Here is a 16567-nt window from a genome sequence, read left to right on the forward strand (position 1 = left end):
GCCTTTACGCACCGTATTTAAAGTGCTGTTAACTTTGAGAGTGGAACACGATTTTCTGAAATTCTGCAAATGAGAGAATCAAGGCAGCTGTCTGTTTCATCTGTGCCAGTCTGTTTGCCTTTATTTTTTCATCTTCTGCCATCACCATAATATGATCGAAATAATTATGAATATATGGCACCAGCTTCTGTAACGATTCATACGTTTTTTCCACGCTGTCAGATGCAAGGCTTTCGGAGGCCTCTTTAGCTGCTTCTTTAACTGCAGCATCCAGGTCTTTTTCCTCCTGCTGCTCGAAAAGCTCTTCATCCATTGTATTGTCCAACTCAGATGCTTTGCGTGAAATGTTTGTTACCCGGCTGAAAGCTTCCACTTCTTTTTTGAATTCCGGGCTCTCCAGACGGTTCATTAGAAATTCTGCTTTTTTTACAATGAGCCCAGGGTAGTTCAGCCCGGTCTCCATAACCGCTTCTGCTACATCGTACCGTACACCGCGGTCTTTAAGAAGGTTTTTCCACCGGAGTTTAAAAAATTCCTGCAGATCTTTGAGAACTGATTCTTTATCTTTTTTAAGAAGACTGAGCGAATCGGTGTGATCCACCGCTTCTTGTATTAAATCAGATAAATTAAATTCCCATCCGTCGGCCAGATAGATCTGGAGAACCGCCGCCGTCTGCCTGCGGAGGCCGTGGGGATCCTGAGAACCTGTCGGTATATTCCCTATACCAAAACTCGTTACGAGTGTGTCGAGCTTGTCTGCTGCACTGACCAGGCTCCCCGCTTCAGAGGAAGGTGTCTTATCCCCGGACTGTTTAGGAAGATAGTGCTCTTTTACAGCCAGAGCAGTTTCCGGCGTTTCCCCATCATGAAGAGCATAGTATTCTCCCATTCTGCCTTCAAGCTCCGGAAATTCATCCACCATGTGCGTGACAAGATCTGCTTTGCACAGTTGAGCTGCCCGGTCGGCGGTCTTTTTCGTTTCCTCAGAGACTTGTGTTTTATCTGCAAGCAGTGCAGTAAGCTGCCGGATTCTTTCGGTTTTATCTGCAATAGTTCCGAGATCCTCATGGTACACAACGGATGCAAGCTTGGGAAGGCGGTCTTCGAGAGAAACCTTCTTGTCTTCAGCAAAGAAAAATTCAGCATCGGCCAACCGGGCCCGCAGTACTTTTTCATTACCTTTCTGGACATTTTCCAGATGGCGGTGGTCTCCATTGCGGACAGTGATGAAATGTGCAAGAAGCTCTCCTTCCTGGTTCATCACCGGAAAGTAGCGCTGATGTTCCCGCATTGAGGTAATTAATACTTCTGCCGGGACGCTGAGAAAATTCTTATCAAAATCTCCTGAGAGAGCGGTAGGGTACTCCACAAGGTTATTAACTTCTTCAAGAAGACCTTCGTTCACAGGGACGTTCCAGTTTTCAGCTGCCGCAATTTCTTTTATCTGGTTATGAATAGCATTTTTTCTTTCCTCCGGGTCTGCAATCACGTGCTGTGATAAAAGAACGTTTTCGTAATCCCCTGCACTTTTCAGTTCAGCAGATTCTCCAAGAAAACGATGTCCCCACGTGGTTCTTCCGGATGTCACATTTGTTACTTCAAACGGGATTATCTCCTCACCAAATAAAGCAGTAATCCATTTGATCGGCCGGACGTAGCGCAGTTCATAGCTGCCCCAGCGCATATTTTTAGGAAAAGTAAGCTGAAGCATAACTTCCTTGATTTCCGGAAGAAGTGTTTCCAGCTCTTTACCTTGAGTATGCTTTTTTGCAAACACGTAATTTTCACCTTTATATTGTTTCATGTACAGGTCGGACGGCGATACACCCTGGCCGCGCGCAAATCCTTCAGCGGCTTTCGTCCAGCTGCCATCCTTTACAGCAATTTTCTCTGCCGGCCCCTTCGCTTCTTCTTCCGTGTCCGGCTGCTTTTCGGGCATTCCGGTCACCTGGACGGCCAGTCTTCTCGGAGTAGAGAAACGGTTAACATGATCATAATCAATGCTGCGTTCTTCCATCCATTTTACGAGCCGTTCGGCAAGTTCATTCATTGCACCGGTCACAAAACGCGCCGGCATTTCTTCCAGCCCGATTTCAAATAAGAGAGTTTTTTTATTCATAGCTTTTCTCCTCCTTACGCATCGGGAAGCCGAGTTTTTCCCGGGATTCATAATAAGTTGCGGCACAGTTTCTTGCAAGTGTCCGGACTCTTCCAATGTAGCCTGTGCGCTCTGTAACAGAAATAGCTCCCTGGGCATCAAGCAGGTTAAAAACGTGGGAGCATTTCAGGACATAGTCGTAGGAAGGAATAACAAGACCGAGTTCCAGTGTTCTTTTCGCTTCTTTTTCGTATGTTGCAAACAGATCGAACAGCATCGTACGGTCAGCCGCTTCGAATGAGTATTTGGACTGTTCATATTCATTCTGCCTGAACACATCACCGTACGTAAAATCACCGACCCACTCCAGATCGTATACATTTTCCTTGTCCTGAATATAGGAGGCGAGCCGTTCAATTCCGTAGGTGATCTCCACGGTAACAGGATTTGCTTCCAGTCCCCCTACCTGCTGGAAATAAGTAAACTGGGTGATTTCCATTCCGTCGAGCCATACTTCCCAGCCGAGGCCCCAGGCTGCCAGTGTGGGTGCTTCCCAGTTATCCTCTACAAAGCGAATATCATGCTCATCCGGGTTAATACCTAACTTTTTCAGGCTTTCAAGGTATAACTCCTGAATATTGTCCGGGGACGGTTTCATTACTACCTGGAATTGATGATGCTGGTAAAGACGGTTTGGATTTTCTCCGTACCTTCCGTCAGCCGGCCGTCGTGAAGGCTCCACGTAGGCGGCGTTCCACGGTTCGGGGCCGATACTTTTTAAAAACGTCATAGGGTTCATTGTCCCTGCCCCTTTTTCGACGTCGTACGGCTGAAGAAGCAGACAGTTCTGCTTTCCCCAGAAGTCCTGCAGTGTTAAGATCATCTCCTGTACGTTCATTACAATCCCTCCATTGTCATTAGTTGACTCCGCGGCAAAAAAACTCCCGCCGCTATATCTTGAGTCAAGATATAGGGACGAGAGTTACCCGCGGTTCCACCCTATTTGTGCCATTCCGGCACCACTTTCTGCGTACTGCTCCAAAGCGCCTTCCCTGAGCAGTAATCACCCGGCTTGCACTATCCCGGACTCGCTGACAAAATGATTCTGTCTTCAGGTACTATTCTTCTTCCACACAGCTTTTATACGTGTTTAAATACTACGAGAAATCCTTGCCGCTGTCAAGATTTCCTGCTTCAAGATCCTCCATTTGTTTAAGAAAACGCTTGGCTTTAATATACACTCCGACATATTCTTCGTAATATGCCTCCAGCGTGTCCTTAAGCTCTTTTTTCGTTGACGATTTTACGGAAATTTTTCCTATTCTTGAAGGGTTGATCTGCTGGAAAAGCCGGAGCAGCTTTACTGCATGGGGCCCTGCTGGAGACGGCCTATCATCGATATGAGCACAGTGGCGGCAGAGGACACCTGCATACTTCAGGGAGAAACGTGTAATTTCATCCATATTTCCGCAGTTTACGCAGGCATTCAGCACCGGTGCAGCCCCGGATACGTAAAGCATTTTCGTTTCGAAAATACGTATGAGAATTTCCGGATCATCTTCTTCGTTCATTCGTGAAAATATTTGAAGCAGCAGATCGAAAAGCGGAGCAGCCGGCTGTTTATCCTCCGTCAATTTATCCAGCAGCTCCACGGCATAGGAAGCGTAGGCTGTTTTCATCAGATCACTGCGTATATATCGGAAAGAGTCCACTATATCCGCCTGATTAAGACTTCCCATTCCCCGGGACTGGTGGTAAATAAAAACTCCGTGGACGAACAGCTGGCTTGCCGAGGCAAATTTACTTTTCGTTTTTTTAGCCCCTCTCGCCATAAGAGCAGTTTTTCCGTTTTCACGGGAATAGATAGTAATTATTTTATGGTTCTCACCATAATCTGTTGTCCGGAGTACAATTCCTTCTACTTTTTGCAGCATTGAACTCCCTCCGCCCGGCCTGGTTTAGTATTCGTCCTGATCGTAGCCGAATTCCCTGAGATATTTCGGTTTATTCCGCCAGTCTTTTTCCACTTTCACCCAAAGCTCAAGAAATATTTTCGTTCCCAGCAGATTTTGTATATCCTCCCGTGCACGCTGACCAATTTCTTTAAGCATCTTTCCCTGGCGCCCGATAAGAATTCCTTTCTGGGAACTTCTTTCTACTACTATCACGGCTCCAACGTATAATGTATCGCTGTTTTCGCGCTCCTTAATCTGTTCAATATCGACAGCTATGGAGTGCGGAATTTCTTCGCGGGTTAAATGCAGGACTTTTTCCCTGATCATTTCAGACATAAGAAACCTTTCGGGATGATCCGTCACCTGATCCTCCGGATAAAAGCGGGGACCCTCCTCGAGCTTGGCAAACACCTGATCCACGAGTGTTCCGACATTGTTACCTTCTATAGCGGAGACAGGAATGACCTCATCAAATGCATAACTTTCCTGATAAGAAGCAATGAGAGGAAGCAGCTCATCGGGGTGCACCTGGTCAATCTTATTTACTATAAGGAAAACCGGAGTCTGCACGTTACGTAGACGCTCGATAATAAAGTCATCTCCGGCTCCTCTTCCTTCTTTTGCATCTACAAGAAATAATACTACATCTACTTCCTTCAGTGTGCTCTGCGCAGCTTTTGCCATAAAATCCCCGAGGCGGTGCTTCGGTTTATGGATCCCCGGCGTATCAATAAAGACGATCTGTCCACGTTCCTCAGAATAAACGCCTTGAACCCGATTACGGGTTGTCTGGGGTTTATCGCTCATAATCGCTATCTTCTGCCCGAGAAGCTGGTTCAACAGCGTTGATTTACCTACGTTCGGTCTGCCTATAAGTGCCGCAAAACCTGATTTATAAACTTCCTTATCCATGAAGATCCTCCTTGGAAAACGCTCCAGGCAGGAGAGTCGCTACTGTCGTTTCCTCAATATCACCTTTAAGATTGGACAGATAAATTACGGTGTCCTGCTGCAGAAGCTCTGCCATTACCTGCCGGCAGGCTCCGCATGGAGAGACCGGTCCATCAGTATCCGCTGAAACCGCAAGCGCGGCAAAGTCCCTTTCGCCTTCAGAAACAGCTTTAAAAATCGCAGTACGCTCACCGCAGTTACACATGCTGTAAGCCGCGTTCTCTATGTTGCATCCGCCGTATACCCGGCCGTCTTTTGTTTCCAGTGCAGCTCCTACTGCAAACTTGGAGTAGGGTACGTATGCCTGATTTCTTGCTTCTTCCGCTTTTTTAATCAGTTCCTCTCTTTTCATCATGCTGATCCCGCCTTTATTTAAAATAAAATATGTACAATCCTGGGTATGAAAATAATCATTCCAACGACAGCAGCCGTTGCTGAAAATACAAGAACCGCCCCGGCTGCTGTATCTTTAATTATTTTGGCTCTTTCATCAAACGTCTGGATAATAAGATCTGTTATGTGCTCAATGGAAGTATTGAGCAGCTCCAGGCATAGAACCGCGCCTATAGAGACAGCGAGCAGTGCCTGTTCAGCAGCTGAAACGTTTAATAATTGAGCAGCAACAAAAACAACGACCGCTGCACTCGTGTGGATACGAAAATTCTGTTCATTTTTCCACGTATAAGCAATCCCCTGCGAAGCATAGTAAAAACTTTTTTTCAACCGGGTCCAGGAAACAAACGAACGGTTATTTTTCGATTCCATGAGCTTTCAATATCTCTTCCTGAAGTGTAAACATTTCTTTCTCTTCTTCTTCCGATTCGTGAATATAACCATTTAAGTGGAGAAAGCCGTGCACTGCAAGAAAACTGAGTTCCCTGTCAAGGGAGTGGCCGTATTCTGCGGCCTGGGCGGCAGCTCTCTCCATTGATATAACTACATCCCCCATGATGTTCGGTACATTCTCCATCGGTCCCGGATCCTCCGATCCTTCATTAAGGGCGAAGGAAAGTACGTCTGTCGGCTGGTCTTTCCCCCTGTAATCCCGGTTTAAATTCTGAATTTCTTCGTCATCCACAATACTCAGCGACACTTCTGAACCGGCAGCAACTTTTTCCTTTGTCATCGCTGTTGCAATTACCTGTCTGATAAGACTGCTCTGCTCTTTTGTGAGCTGCCCGGTATGGTCCGTTATTTCGATATCAAAATCGTTCATCCTATTTTCCCTCCGCTTTTGGAAGTTTGTCATCTTCCGGATAATCTATTCTGGAATGGAACGTGCCTTTTAACGTTTCGCAAATAGAAGTATAGACGATATGAAGCTCCTTTAACGTGAGATCGCATTCGTCGAACTGACCGTCTTCCAGTCTGTCATTAATAATCTTTTTAACAAGCTGTTCGATTTTCTGCTGGGTAGGTGCCTGCATTGATCTTACCGCGGCCTCCACGCTGTCTGCAACACCTACTACGGCACTTTCTTTTGAAGATGCTTTCGGTCCCGGATATCTGTATTCTTGTTCCTGAGGCTCTTCGCCGGCTTCTTTGGCTTTAAAATAAAAATATTTTAATAACGTCGTTCCGTGATGCTGCTCTGCTATATCAATAATCTCCCGGGGCATTCTCTCTTTTTTCAACATTTCTGCCCCATCGTAAGGATGGGCTATTATTATTTCTGCACTCTTCTTTGGAGGAGTTCTGTCGTGCGGATTTGCCATTTTAAGCTGATTTTCAATAAAATATTGAGGCTTTTTCGTTTTTCCTATGTCGTGGTAGTAGGCTCCCACTCTGGCGAGAAGACCGTTTGCGCCTATAGCTTCACACGCCCCTTCAGCAAGGTTTGCCACCACCACACTATGGTGATACGTCCCCGGCGCTTCCAGCAGTATTTTTCTAAGAAGCGGTTTATTTGGATTCGATAGTTCAATCAGTTTGGAAGCTGATAACACCCCAAATCCTGCTTCAAAAAATGGAAGCAGACCGACAGCCAGAATAATGGAAGCATACCCGCCTGCCACAGCAAATCCGGCATAAAATCCGGTCTCAGCAAGAGGGAGAGGCAGCCCTTTCAGCAGCAGAAGTGCTGCAACGACACACAGGTTGACTGCGGCAATCAATGTTCCGGTTTTCAGCATATAGGAAAGCCGATTCGACTTATTCAGGAAAAACACCGAAGCTACCCCGCTGAAAAATACATACAGCATATATGAGTAATCCATTACTGCTGTCGTCTGCTGGTTGAAAATAACTCCCGCCGCGACGCTGAGAAGAAAACTCAGAAACAGTGCTGCCCGCTTCTGCAGCAGCATGCCTGCGAGAAGAGTCCCTGCAGCTGCCGGGACAATGTAGACAATTCCTTCTACATCATACACCTGGAGCAGACTCGTCAGCTTCATGATAACGAGAGTAACAGTGTATATAAGTACAAAAAGCAGAAGGTGTGTATTATTGGATTTTAAGCTTGTGTTTGCCTGACTTAAATATTGAGAAAGCATCACCATAAGCAGCGTAATAATCAGCGCTAGTCCACTGAAGGGAACCAGAGCGGAATTTTCCTCCGTCAACCCTGCCAGATTCAGCTGGTTATATATTTCTGAAGTAATAACCTGCCCTTCCTCCACAATGAGTTCTCCCTCGCGGATCAATACAGGATCCACTTCTTCGGCAGCTGCCTCACGTGCCTCCATGGTAGCTTCTTCGTCAATCATATAGTTCGGAGTAATACTGTGGCGTGCCAGGTCTGCCATAGCATCCTCCATCGTTCTTCTGACAGAAGCTGCTCTTACACGTGATTCGGCACTGTCACGGGCTTCTGTAACTTCGTTCAGTCCGATCTCTTCTGACATAACATCGTATACTGCACTGCCTACTGTTTCCTGCATATTTTGCAGTTCCTCTGAAGAGGCGTCCAGGAGGGTTTCAAATGTGTCCTCCTCGAGCTGTTCTCCAATCTCAGGGGAAAATCTGGAACGCAGTTCATCCATCTGCTCGGCTCTTGTCCAGAGCTCTGCTTCTTCCGAATTTTCCGCTCCTTCATCACCAACTGCTGCAAGTTCACCTTCCTGCTCACGAATTTCGAGCTGCACAAGCCGCACAGACTGAAAAACATCGTTCAGCCGCTCGAGCTGATTATCAGCGTACCTTGATTTTAATGAGTAAACAGGCTCCACACTTCCGGCGGCTTCCTGTTGTCTTCTTTCTGTTTCTTCTCTATCCTCCACAGTAACAGGTGAACGGATGTCTTCAGGAGAAACTTCTCCGGTTTCTACATCGAGATTTTCCGGAGCAGTATTAGTGAAGAGCAGGGCAAATGTTATCAGACCTGCTGTTAAAAATAAAATAAATCGGATATAGGGATGGTCCTTTATTTGCTTCCACCATTTCTGCTGATCTATAGATGAGCGGTCTGCCAAGCAGTTCCCTCCTCTCCGCACCTGAAGGTAATGGAAAGCGTGCATGAGATACACTCATCCACGCTTCAGATTTTATCCGGCTTTTTCACTTCTTCTTTATCATAAGCATCAATAATTTTCTGTACGAGAGAATGACGGACAACATCTGTTGACTGCAGATAAATAACAGATATTCCATCAACTTTCTTTAAGGTATGCAAAGCTGTTTTCAAGCCGGATTTTTTGCCGGCGGGAAGATCCACCTGCGTTAAATCCCCGGTTATGACCATTTTGGAATCGAACCCAAGACGGGTCAAAAACATCTTTATCTGCTCCGGGGTTGTGTTCTGCGCTTCATCCAGAATAACAAAAGCATCATCGAGAGTTCTTCCTCTCATATACGCGAGCGGAGCAATCTCTATCGTTCCCCGTTCAATCAGCCTCGCTGTATGCTCGGTCCCGAAGACATCGTGGAGCGCGTCGTAGAGAGGTCTGAGATAAGGATCCACCTTTTCTTTCAAGTCTCCCGGAAGAAAACCAAGGCTTTCCCCCGCCTCTACAGCCGGGCGGGTAAGCACAATCCTCTGGACGTGCCCTTCTTTGAGCGCGTGCACTGCGAGTACAACAGCGAGATAAGTCTTTCCTGTGCCGGCAGGACCGATTCCAAAAACTACATCGTTTTTACGGATGGAGGAAACGTAGTGCCTCTGCCCTAATGTTTTAGCGAGTATCGGCTTTCCTTTGGCTGTAACTGTAATTTTATCATCGTACAGTTCGTTCATTTCACCGAGCATGTTTTCTTTAGCCAGCTGGGCCGCATATATTACGTCACGCTCATGAATTCTTATTCCTTTGCGGATAAGCTGGAGCAGTGTAACCATTATATCTTCTATCTGCTTTGCCTTTTCTTCATCCGCCTGAACAATGATGTCCTGCCCCCGTGTTACAAGGGATATATTGTATGCTTCTTCCAGCCGGGAAAGATGCCTGTCATTCGGGCCGAAAAGGGCCTGAACTTCATTTGCACTATCCGCCGGAATAGCTATCGTACGGTTCAATTCTGTCAATAGCCTCAGTCTCCTTAACTTTAAGAGGTGTTTTCTGTAAACTACCTTTACTTTACCACTCCCGCTAACGAGGTGCAAAACGTTTTATAATTATATGTATTCCCGGGAATCTATAAAAAGTAACGGTTCTTCTTTTAAATCCGGAACATTGCCGCCGCTTCGAAAATCGGCCATCTCCTTATTTAATAAAAAAAGCGCCGGGACCTTAAAGTCACGACGCTTTTCCATCTTTTCAGTTAATACTTCTTTAACAAAAAGTATTAACGGTGCTTTTTCTGTCTTGAACGCGGCTTCCCCAGTACTTCAGACCATACTACACCTTTCACAACATCCTGTTTCGAGATGTTTTTAAAGTCCAGATCTATTTTCTGGTTTGCCTGGCTGGTAATATCTCCTTTAACTATAGGGGAGTTTTCTATTTTCCCGGCAGACTCTTCTGCCCGGCGCTGCTTTTTCTTCGCTTTTTCATAATGCTCCTGAATAGCAGTCATAGATTTTGAAGACTCAGCCTCAGCAGGTGCATGTCTCTGCGGCTCCTGCTTTTTCGGTTCCTGCTTCGTCTCTTCCCGTTCGAAAAAGATATCTTTCCAGTCTATGTCAGGACGGCCTTCCCCGGGAGGACGCTGTGTTCTCCCTTGCTCCTGCTGCTGAGGTCGGGGTCGCTCCCTTGATTCTTCCTGCTTAGAAGAGTTCCGGGACTGTATAAAACTGAAAATAGCAGCAAGAATAAGAAATAAAAGGAGCGGCGATTCCAACAAAAGGTTAATAAAACCTGTCATACTGATCGCTCCTCTCTACTCATCATAGCTTGGAAGTGCGGGACTGCTGGGAATCGTCTTCCTCTCCATCACCAGTCGCTTTACCAATAGAATCACGCATATCAGTGTCCGCTTTAATATTATTGTAGTTCATATAATCCATTACTCCGAGATTACCCTGGCGGAGCGCTTCGGACATAGCCATAGGAACTTCAGCTTCAGCTTCCACCACTTTCGCACGCATTTCTTCAACTCGGGCTTTCATTTCCTGCTCCTGGGCTACTGCCATCGCACGGCGTTCTTCAGCTTTTGCCTGGGCAATCTTCTTATCTGCCTCAGCCTGGTCTGTCTGAAGCCCTGCTCCAATGTTTTTACCGATATCAATATCAGCAATATCGATGGATAAAATTTCAAATGCTGTTCCGGCATCCAGACCTTTTTTAAGTACAGTCTGGGAAATCATATCCGGATTTTCAAGGACAGCTGCGTGGCTGTTCGCAGAACCAATTGTTGATACAATACCTTCACCTACACGCGCAATAACCGTATCTTCACCTGCACCACCGACAAGGCGGTCAATGTTGGCACGGACTGTAATACGTGCTTTAGCTTTTACTTCAATTCCGTCCATTGCTACACCGGCAATAAACGGCGTTTCAATTACTTTCGGGTTAACACTCATCTGTACTGCTTCCAGTACGTCCCGGCCGGCAAGGTCAATTGCTGCACAGCGTTCGAATGTGAGTTCAATATTTGCACGCTGGGCGGCGATAAGCGCATTAACTACACGGTCTACGTTACCCCCGGCAAGATAGTGACCTTCCAGCTTATTTGTGCTGATGTCCAGTCCTGCTTTAACCGCCTTGATGAGCGGGTTGACTACACGATGCGGGATTACCCGGCGGAGCCGCATACCAACCAGCTGAAAAATTCCTACCTTAACGCCGGCTGCCCATGCAGAGATCCACAGTGCGACCGGCACGAACGTAAATAATACGACGACCCCGATCACGATAATCCCTAGGATGATATACACCCCGATTTGATCTGGCATTATTCATCTTCCTCCTTCTTTTTTAAAGTTTCATCTTCCGTAATTTCACGGACGACAATCCTCGACCCTGAAACGGAAATGACCTTTATTTTCCTACCTTGTTCAATATATCCTCCCTCGGATACTACGTCAAGACGTTCCTCATTAATCAGGGCTGATCCTGAAGGCCGGAGTACGGTAAGAGCTTTCCCCGTGCTCCCCTGAAGTTCGCTGCGTGTTTCAGTGGAAACATATCCGAGCTCGGAAGTTGTAGCATCTGTCAGTATAACGCGCTTCATAGGACCGGCACGGTCTGCATACTTTATAAGCAGTGCCATTCCGGCAATGGTAACGAGCATAGCAATCACAAAAGATATAAGAATATTTACTGTTGAAAAAGAGCTGAGCACAAGGCTTGCAAGAATCGCGCCGAGACCGAGTATACCAAAGATACCAAAGCTCGGCGAAAAAACTTCCAAAACAAGCAGCCCGGCCCCGACAACAAATAGAATAAGTGACTCAAGACCAGCAAATCCAGCTACCGTATGCCCGAAAAAGAATAGAAAAAGAGCTGAAGCCCCCATAATTCCCGGTATACCAAAACCCGGTGAGTACAGCTCCAGTATAAGTCCAAGTCCCCCGATAGAGAGAAGAATTGGAATTACTACGGGGTGAGTTACGAGCCGGGCAATATTTTCAGCCAGGCTGAGTTCGAATTCTTCCTGGGAAGCTTCCTCAAGTCCTAAATACTCCATTAATTCTTCCCGGTCGTCAACTACCGCTTCTGCATACCCTACTGAAAGCGCTTCTGAAGCAGTCAGCGTAAGAAGTTCTCCTTCTCCAACGTTGAGATCTTCCAGCTCAATGGAGGGATCTGCCATAGCGAGAGCATACCGGGGATCCCGGTCATTTATTTCGGCCGCTGACCGCATATTGCCGAGCCACGCCGACTGTGCTTTATCGTCCGCTGCCTGTCCTGTCCCATCGATCACCTGAGCGGATCCCATTTCGGTGCCCGGCTGCATGACGATTTCGTTCGCATTAAGCGATATATAGGCACCGGCAGACATAGCTTCCCTTACAATGAAAGCTGTAGTGGGAATTTCCGTTTCCCGGACTATCTTAGCTATTTCTCCGGCTGCATCAACCCGGCCGCCGGGGGTGTTCATTTCAAATACGATGTGATCAACGTTTTCTTCTTCAGCAGTTTCCACTGCCCTTTTCATAAAAGCTTCAAGTCCACGTTCCACCGTTTCCTCCACGGGAACAAAGAAGACAGTCTGACCTTCTCCATCTTCTGCCTGGGAAGGTGAAACCCAGATTAGAACAAAAGCGACTGCGAGCAGCGCTGAATACAGGGCAATCCGAGTCAGTTTCACTTTTCCGGCCTCCTCTCCTGTACCTATAGTTACAGTATAGCTTACGTACGAAACCGGGGAAAGTTTCAGAGTTTATGTAGCCAAACCATTTTTTCTACTCTTTTCCTTTATAGTGCCAGTGCATTTTTTGAGCAGGAGCGTGTATAAACCTGGAAGCAGTCGACGCACCGGAGCGGGAAAAGATAAAGGCAGTATGCCGGCATTCAAAAAGCCTGTCGCTCAAATTGACAGGCCATCGTCCGGAAGCCGCCCTTATTATACAGGGACGGCTTTTCATCCACAGGGAAATTCAATTTACTATCAGGATTCGTAATACAGCTCTTCCAGCTGTTTTTTTGTTTTCGTGGAACCATACTTGTAGATTAAATGAAACAAGTCGTTTTCATCTTCTCCCAGTTCCATTTTTTCTTTCTCATCTTTTGTTTCATCAAATGGAGAACCGAATACCTGTTCAGGCATAACATCTCCACTCCGTACTTCTGCCAGTTTGTCTTCCAGATTTCCTTTTTCTGCACTATCAAGTTCTACCTCATAGTGGATGAGCTGGGTATCTGGGAGAATTGGAGATAATTCTACGTACGATCCACTTCTCCAAATTACAAAATGAGTTTCTTTAGTCATTTATATTCCTCCTTTAGCTTATTTTTCTATACCCTAATGTGAAATTCATTATTCATCCGTATACAAATTTCTAAGCATAAAGTTACAGAAAACTGAATCCGCGGGAACCTCAGGCTGAAATTTTTCACTTTATGGCATGAAAGGAAGTTCATAACTAATCCAATATAACGCTGCGGCCGCTGTTGAGGACTGGAGGAATACTTCAGGCTGCAACGAATCCTTCATACGTCGCCTCACCGTCTCCCCCTTCAGTCTTTTAAGCAGACGAAAAGTTTAACAGGAACCCCCCCATTTGTTTTTTAAAACTTTACTCATGAAATTGATTCAGAACAATATAAAAAACTGCTTTAAAAGTCGAGGATAGTATTATAAGGGCCTCAGCAGTTTTTCTGTATTCCGAACCAGCAAAGTTCCTGACAATTAACAGCAGTGGTCATCAAAAGAGAAAAACAAAAAAGCACAGGATTTGATCCTGTGCTTTCATTCGTTAACTTATTTTAAAGACTGCTGAACGAGACTTCTGACTGCGGTACCATCTGCTCTGCCTTTTACTTTCGGCATCACGGCTCCCATCACCCGGCTCATATCGGCCTTTGAGGAGGCACCGGTTTCTGCAATCGTCTCGTCGACAACCGCCTGCAGCTCCTTGTCGGACAACTGTTCAGGCATATAGTCTGCCAGTATAGAGATTTCCTGCTGTATTTTATCCACAAGATCTTCTCTGCCGGCTTTTTCGAACTCCTGGAGGGATTCGCGGCGCTGCTTCATTTCCCGATTCAACACAGTAAGCACTTCTTCATCAGATAGCTCGTGACCAGCGTTGATCGCTTCATTCTGAACAGAGCTTTTCACAGAACGGATCACGGTCAGGCGCTGCTTCTCTTTCGCACGCATGGCCTCTTTCATGTCCTGATTAAGCTTATCAAGAATCGATAAAGACACGGCAACCCTCTCCTTAGAACTTACGCTTGCGAGCTGCTTCAGACTTTTTCTTGCGGCGAATACTAGGCTTTTCGTAGTGCTTGCGCTTTTTTACCTCCGCTAAAGTCCCTTCTTTAGACATCGTTTTCTTAAAACGACGAAGAGCAGTATCGAGATTTTCATTTTTGCGAACTCGTGTTTCTGCCATTCTGTATCCCTCCCTCCGGACAACCAGTAACACATACATTACTGCATGTATAGATAGATTATATAAGATTTGCTCCTTCAGGTCAATATTGGATTTTTATGACAGTACTGAAAAAGCAGTTTCGTTCTCCTTTTTAACAAAAATTCCTTCGTTAAATGGATAACCTGCCTTTGTTATTTTCACTTTTACAATTTCTCCAATGTACTGTTCCGGCAGCTCCACTTTCACCTTCATATAGTTATCCGTATATCCTGTTAAAAGGCTGCTGTTTTCTTTGTCTGCTTCTTCCGGAATCATTTCCAGTACTTCTCCTTCAAAAAGCGAGGCGTATTCTTTCGCCTGCTGATTGCACAATTCGATCAGGCTGCGCACTCTTGCGTGTTTACGGTCGTCATCTACCTGATCTGTCATCCGTGCAGCCGGTGTACCTGTACGCTTGGAATAAGGGAAGACGTGAAGCTCTGAGAATCCGATATCTCTTACCGCATCGTATGTCTCCTGAAATTCTTCGTCTGTTTCACCTGGAAATCCGACGATAACATCGGAAGTTACTGCAAGTCCCGGGAGAGCTTCCTTCAGGCGGTCTACGCGCTCTTTATAAAATTCCATCGTGTATTTCCTGCGCATACGTTTTAATACTGTATCAGACCCCGACTGCATCGGTACATGAAGGTGTCTGACAATTTTATCCGAAGCATCAATCGCCTGAATTACCTCATCTGTAATCTGGCTTCCTTCAATGGAAGAAATTCTGATTCGCTTAAGCCCTTCCACGTTTTCGAGTTCTTTAAGAAGCCGGGCAAGGTTATAATCTTTCATATCTTCTCCGTATCCCCCTGTATGGATACCTGTGAGAACAATTTCTTTATAGCCTGCTTCCACGAGCTGACGGGCCTGCTTCAACACTTCTTCCGGATCCCTTGAACGCAGCAGGCCTCTTGCCCATGGAATAATGCAGAATGTGCAGAAATTATTGCAGCCTTCCTGTATTTTAAGAGAAGCACGGGTCCGATCGGTAAAAGAAGGTACGTCAAGCTCTTCATACACTCTTGTCTTCATAATATTACCTACTCCGTTGATCGGTTCTCTCTCCTGCTGGAACTGTTCAATATAGGGAATCATTTTATGCCTGTCCTGAGTACCGACTACAATATCCACGCCGGGTACAGCCATTACTTCCGCTGGAGAAGTCTGGGCATAGCAGCCGGTGACACATATTACGGCATCTGGATTTCTCCGCACCGCCCGCCGAATAACCTGCCGGCTCTTCTTATCGCCTGTATTCGTCACAGTACACGTATTGATGACGTATACATCCGCCGTCTGATCAAATTCTACTTTTTCATAATTTTCTTTTTGAAACAGCTGCCATATTGCCTCTGTTTCATAGTGGTTCACTTTGCACCCTAACGTATGGAATGCTACTTTACGCATACCTTTTCACCTCAATAATTCAAAATGGTAGGAAAGCACAGACAGGGCATACAGCGGTGCCGTTTCTGTACGGAGTATTCTCGGTCCAAAAGCACAGCTTATGCCTCCAGCCTTCTGAAGTGCTCTGACTTCTTTTTCACTCAATCCGCCTTCTGGTCCAATTACTACCATTACACTGTTTCCTTCTTCCATTGCTGAAAGAGTCCTGTGTAAAGCAGACGCCTCTCCCTGTTTCGCATCTTCTTCATAGGCTATCAGAACGAATTCTGTTTCCTCCGCCCTTTTTACGAGCTGTTCAAAGTCCTGCACAGGAATAACAGAAGGAATTTTTTGGCGGTGAGCCTGCTCCGCTGCTTCTTTAACTATTTTCTGCCATCTACTCTCTTTTTTAGCTGCTTTTCTTTGATCCAGCTTCACGATCGATCTGTCTGCACGAAAAGGAAGGAAAGTTTCTGCTCCAAGTTCTGTTCCTTTTTGAAGGACGGATTCCAGCTTGTCTCCTTTAGGGAGTCCATGCGCTATCGTAACTTTTACCGGCAGTTCCACGGACGATTCTTCTTCTCTCAGCAGCCTGACGGAAGAAGCCGGTTCTTCCTCCAGTTCTGCGAGGTAACAAATTCCATCCATCCGGCATACAATTAACTTATCTCCCGGACTCATCCTCATAACTTTATAAGCGTGATGGGATGATTCTTCGTCAAGCAGTGCCTTCTTTTCCTGAAACAGACTATTGGCCAAAAAATAGCGCTGCAT

17 protein-coding genes are annotated in these 16567 nt (G+C 46.0%); all 17 read right to left on the bottom strand.

Features of this window, described 5'->3' with window-relative positions:
* Nucleotides 1–28 precede the first annotated feature (28 nt).
* Nucleotides 29–2119, bottom strand: coding sequence for a glycine--tRNA ligase subunit beta (glyS, locus tag C6Y45_RS01135; protein ID WP_107583122.1), 2091 nt, complete (start codon nucleotides 2117–2119; stop codon nucleotides 29–31).
* Nucleotides 2112–2996, bottom strand: a complete 885-nt coding sequence (glyQ, locus tag C6Y45_RS01140; protein WP_107583124.1) for a glycine--tRNA ligase subunit alpha — start codon at nucleotides 2994–2996, stop codon at nucleotides 2112–2114. The genes glyS and glyQ overlap by 8 nt, the downstream gene beginning before the upstream one ends.
* A 259-nt stretch (nucleotides 2997–3255) precedes the next feature.
* The gene (gene recO, locus C6Y45_RS01145; RefSeq protein ID WP_107583126.1) at nucleotides 3256–4032 is read right to left on the bottom strand and encodes a DNA repair protein RecO; all 777 of its coding nucleotides are present in this window, start codon (nucleotides 4030–4032) and stop codon (nucleotides 3256–3258) included.
* A 24-nt stretch (nucleotides 4033–4056) separates the two neighbouring features.
* Nucleotides 4057–4965, bottom strand: coding sequence for a GTPase Era (gene era, locus C6Y45_RS01150; protein WP_107583129.1), 909 nt, complete (start codon nucleotides 4963–4965; stop codon nucleotides 4057–4059).
* Nucleotides 4958–5356 carry a cytidine deaminase gene (locus C6Y45_RS01155; RefSeq protein WP_107583258.1) on the bottom strand — a complete coding sequence of 133 codons (399 nt, stop codon included), beginning with the start codon at nucleotides 5354–5356 and terminating at the stop codon, nucleotides 4958–4960. The genes era and C6Y45_RS01155 overlap by 8 nt, the downstream gene beginning before the upstream one ends.
* 20 nt (nucleotides 5357–5376) lie before the next feature.
* Nucleotides 5377–5769, bottom strand: coding sequence for a diacylglycerol kinase family protein (locus C6Y45_RS01160; protein WP_107583131.1), 393 nt, complete (start codon nucleotides 5767–5769; stop codon nucleotides 5377–5379).
* Nucleotides 5753–6220 carry an rRNA maturation RNase YbeY gene (gene ybeY / locus C6Y45_RS01165; RefSeq protein WP_107583133.1) on the bottom strand — a complete coding sequence of 156 codons (468 nt, stop codon included), beginning with the start codon at nucleotides 6218–6220 and terminating at the stop codon, nucleotides 5753–5755. The genes C6Y45_RS01160 and ybeY overlap by 17 nt, the downstream gene beginning before the upstream one ends.
* Nucleotide 6221: 1 nt before the next feature.
* A complete protein-coding gene (locus C6Y45_RS01170) occupies nucleotides 6222–8414 on the bottom strand; it encodes an HD family phosphohydrolase (RefSeq protein ID WP_107583135.1) in 2193 nt (730 codons plus the stop codon).
* Between the two features lie 65 nt (nucleotides 8415–8479).
* Nucleotides 8480–9460, bottom strand: a complete 981-nt coding sequence (locus C6Y45_RS01175; RefSeq protein ID WP_107583137.1) for a PhoH family protein — start codon at nucleotides 9458–9460, stop codon at nucleotides 8480–8482.
* Between the two features lie 260 nt (nucleotides 9461–9720).
* Nucleotides 9721–10239, bottom strand: a complete 519-nt coding sequence (locus C6Y45_RS01180) for a hypothetical protein (protein ID WP_107583139.1) — start codon at nucleotides 10237–10239, stop codon at nucleotides 9721–9723.
* A gap of 22 nt (nucleotides 10240–10261) precedes the next feature.
* A complete protein-coding gene (gene floA, locus C6Y45_RS01185) occupies nucleotides 10262–11272 on the bottom strand; it encodes a flotillin-like protein FloA (RefSeq protein ID WP_107583141.1) in 1011 nt (336 codons plus the stop codon).
* Nucleotides 11272–12630: an NfeD family protein gene (locus C6Y45_RS01190; RefSeq protein WP_107583143.1), complete on the bottom strand. Its 1359-nt coding sequence runs from the start codon at nucleotides 12628–12630 to the stop codon at nucleotides 11272–11274. Before C6Y45_RS01190 ends, floA begins: the two co-directional genes overlap by 1 nt.
* A gap of 300 nt (nucleotides 12631–12930) precedes the next feature.
* Nucleotides 12931–13251, bottom strand: coding sequence for a hypothetical protein (locus tag C6Y45_RS01195; protein WP_107583145.1), 321 nt, complete (start codon nucleotides 13249–13251; stop codon nucleotides 12931–12933).
* Between the two features lie 492 nt (nucleotides 13252–13743).
* Nucleotides 13744–14193, bottom strand: coding sequence for a GatB/YqeY domain-containing protein (locus C6Y45_RS01200; protein ID WP_107583147.1), 450 nt, complete (start codon nucleotides 14191–14193; stop codon nucleotides 13744–13746).
* 13 nt (nucleotides 14194–14206) lie between these two features.
* Nucleotides 14207–14380: a 30S ribosomal protein S21 gene (rpsU, locus tag C6Y45_RS01205; protein WP_107583149.1), complete on the bottom strand. Its 174-nt coding sequence runs from the start codon at nucleotides 14378–14380 to the stop codon at nucleotides 14207–14209.
* Nucleotides 14381–14476: 96 nt separating this feature from the next.
* A complete protein-coding gene (mtaB, locus tag C6Y45_RS01210; protein ID WP_107583151.1) occupies nucleotides 14477–15814 on the bottom strand; it encodes a tRNA (N(6)-L-threonylcarbamoyladenosine(37)-C(2))-methylthiotransferase MtaB in 1338 nt (445 codons plus the stop codon).
* Between the two features lie 6 nt (nucleotides 15815–15820).
* Entirely contained in the window at nucleotides 15821–16567 is a 747-nt protein-coding gene (locus C6Y45_RS01215; RefSeq protein ID WP_107583153.1) for a 16S rRNA (uracil(1498)-N(3))-methyltransferase, read from the bottom strand.

This window comes from Alkalicoccus saliphilus (assembly GCF_003044065.1).
In the GTDB taxonomy this organism is placed as follows: Bacteria; Bacillota; Bacilli; order Bacillales; family Salisediminibacteriaceae; genus Alkalicoccus; species Alkalicoccus saliphilus.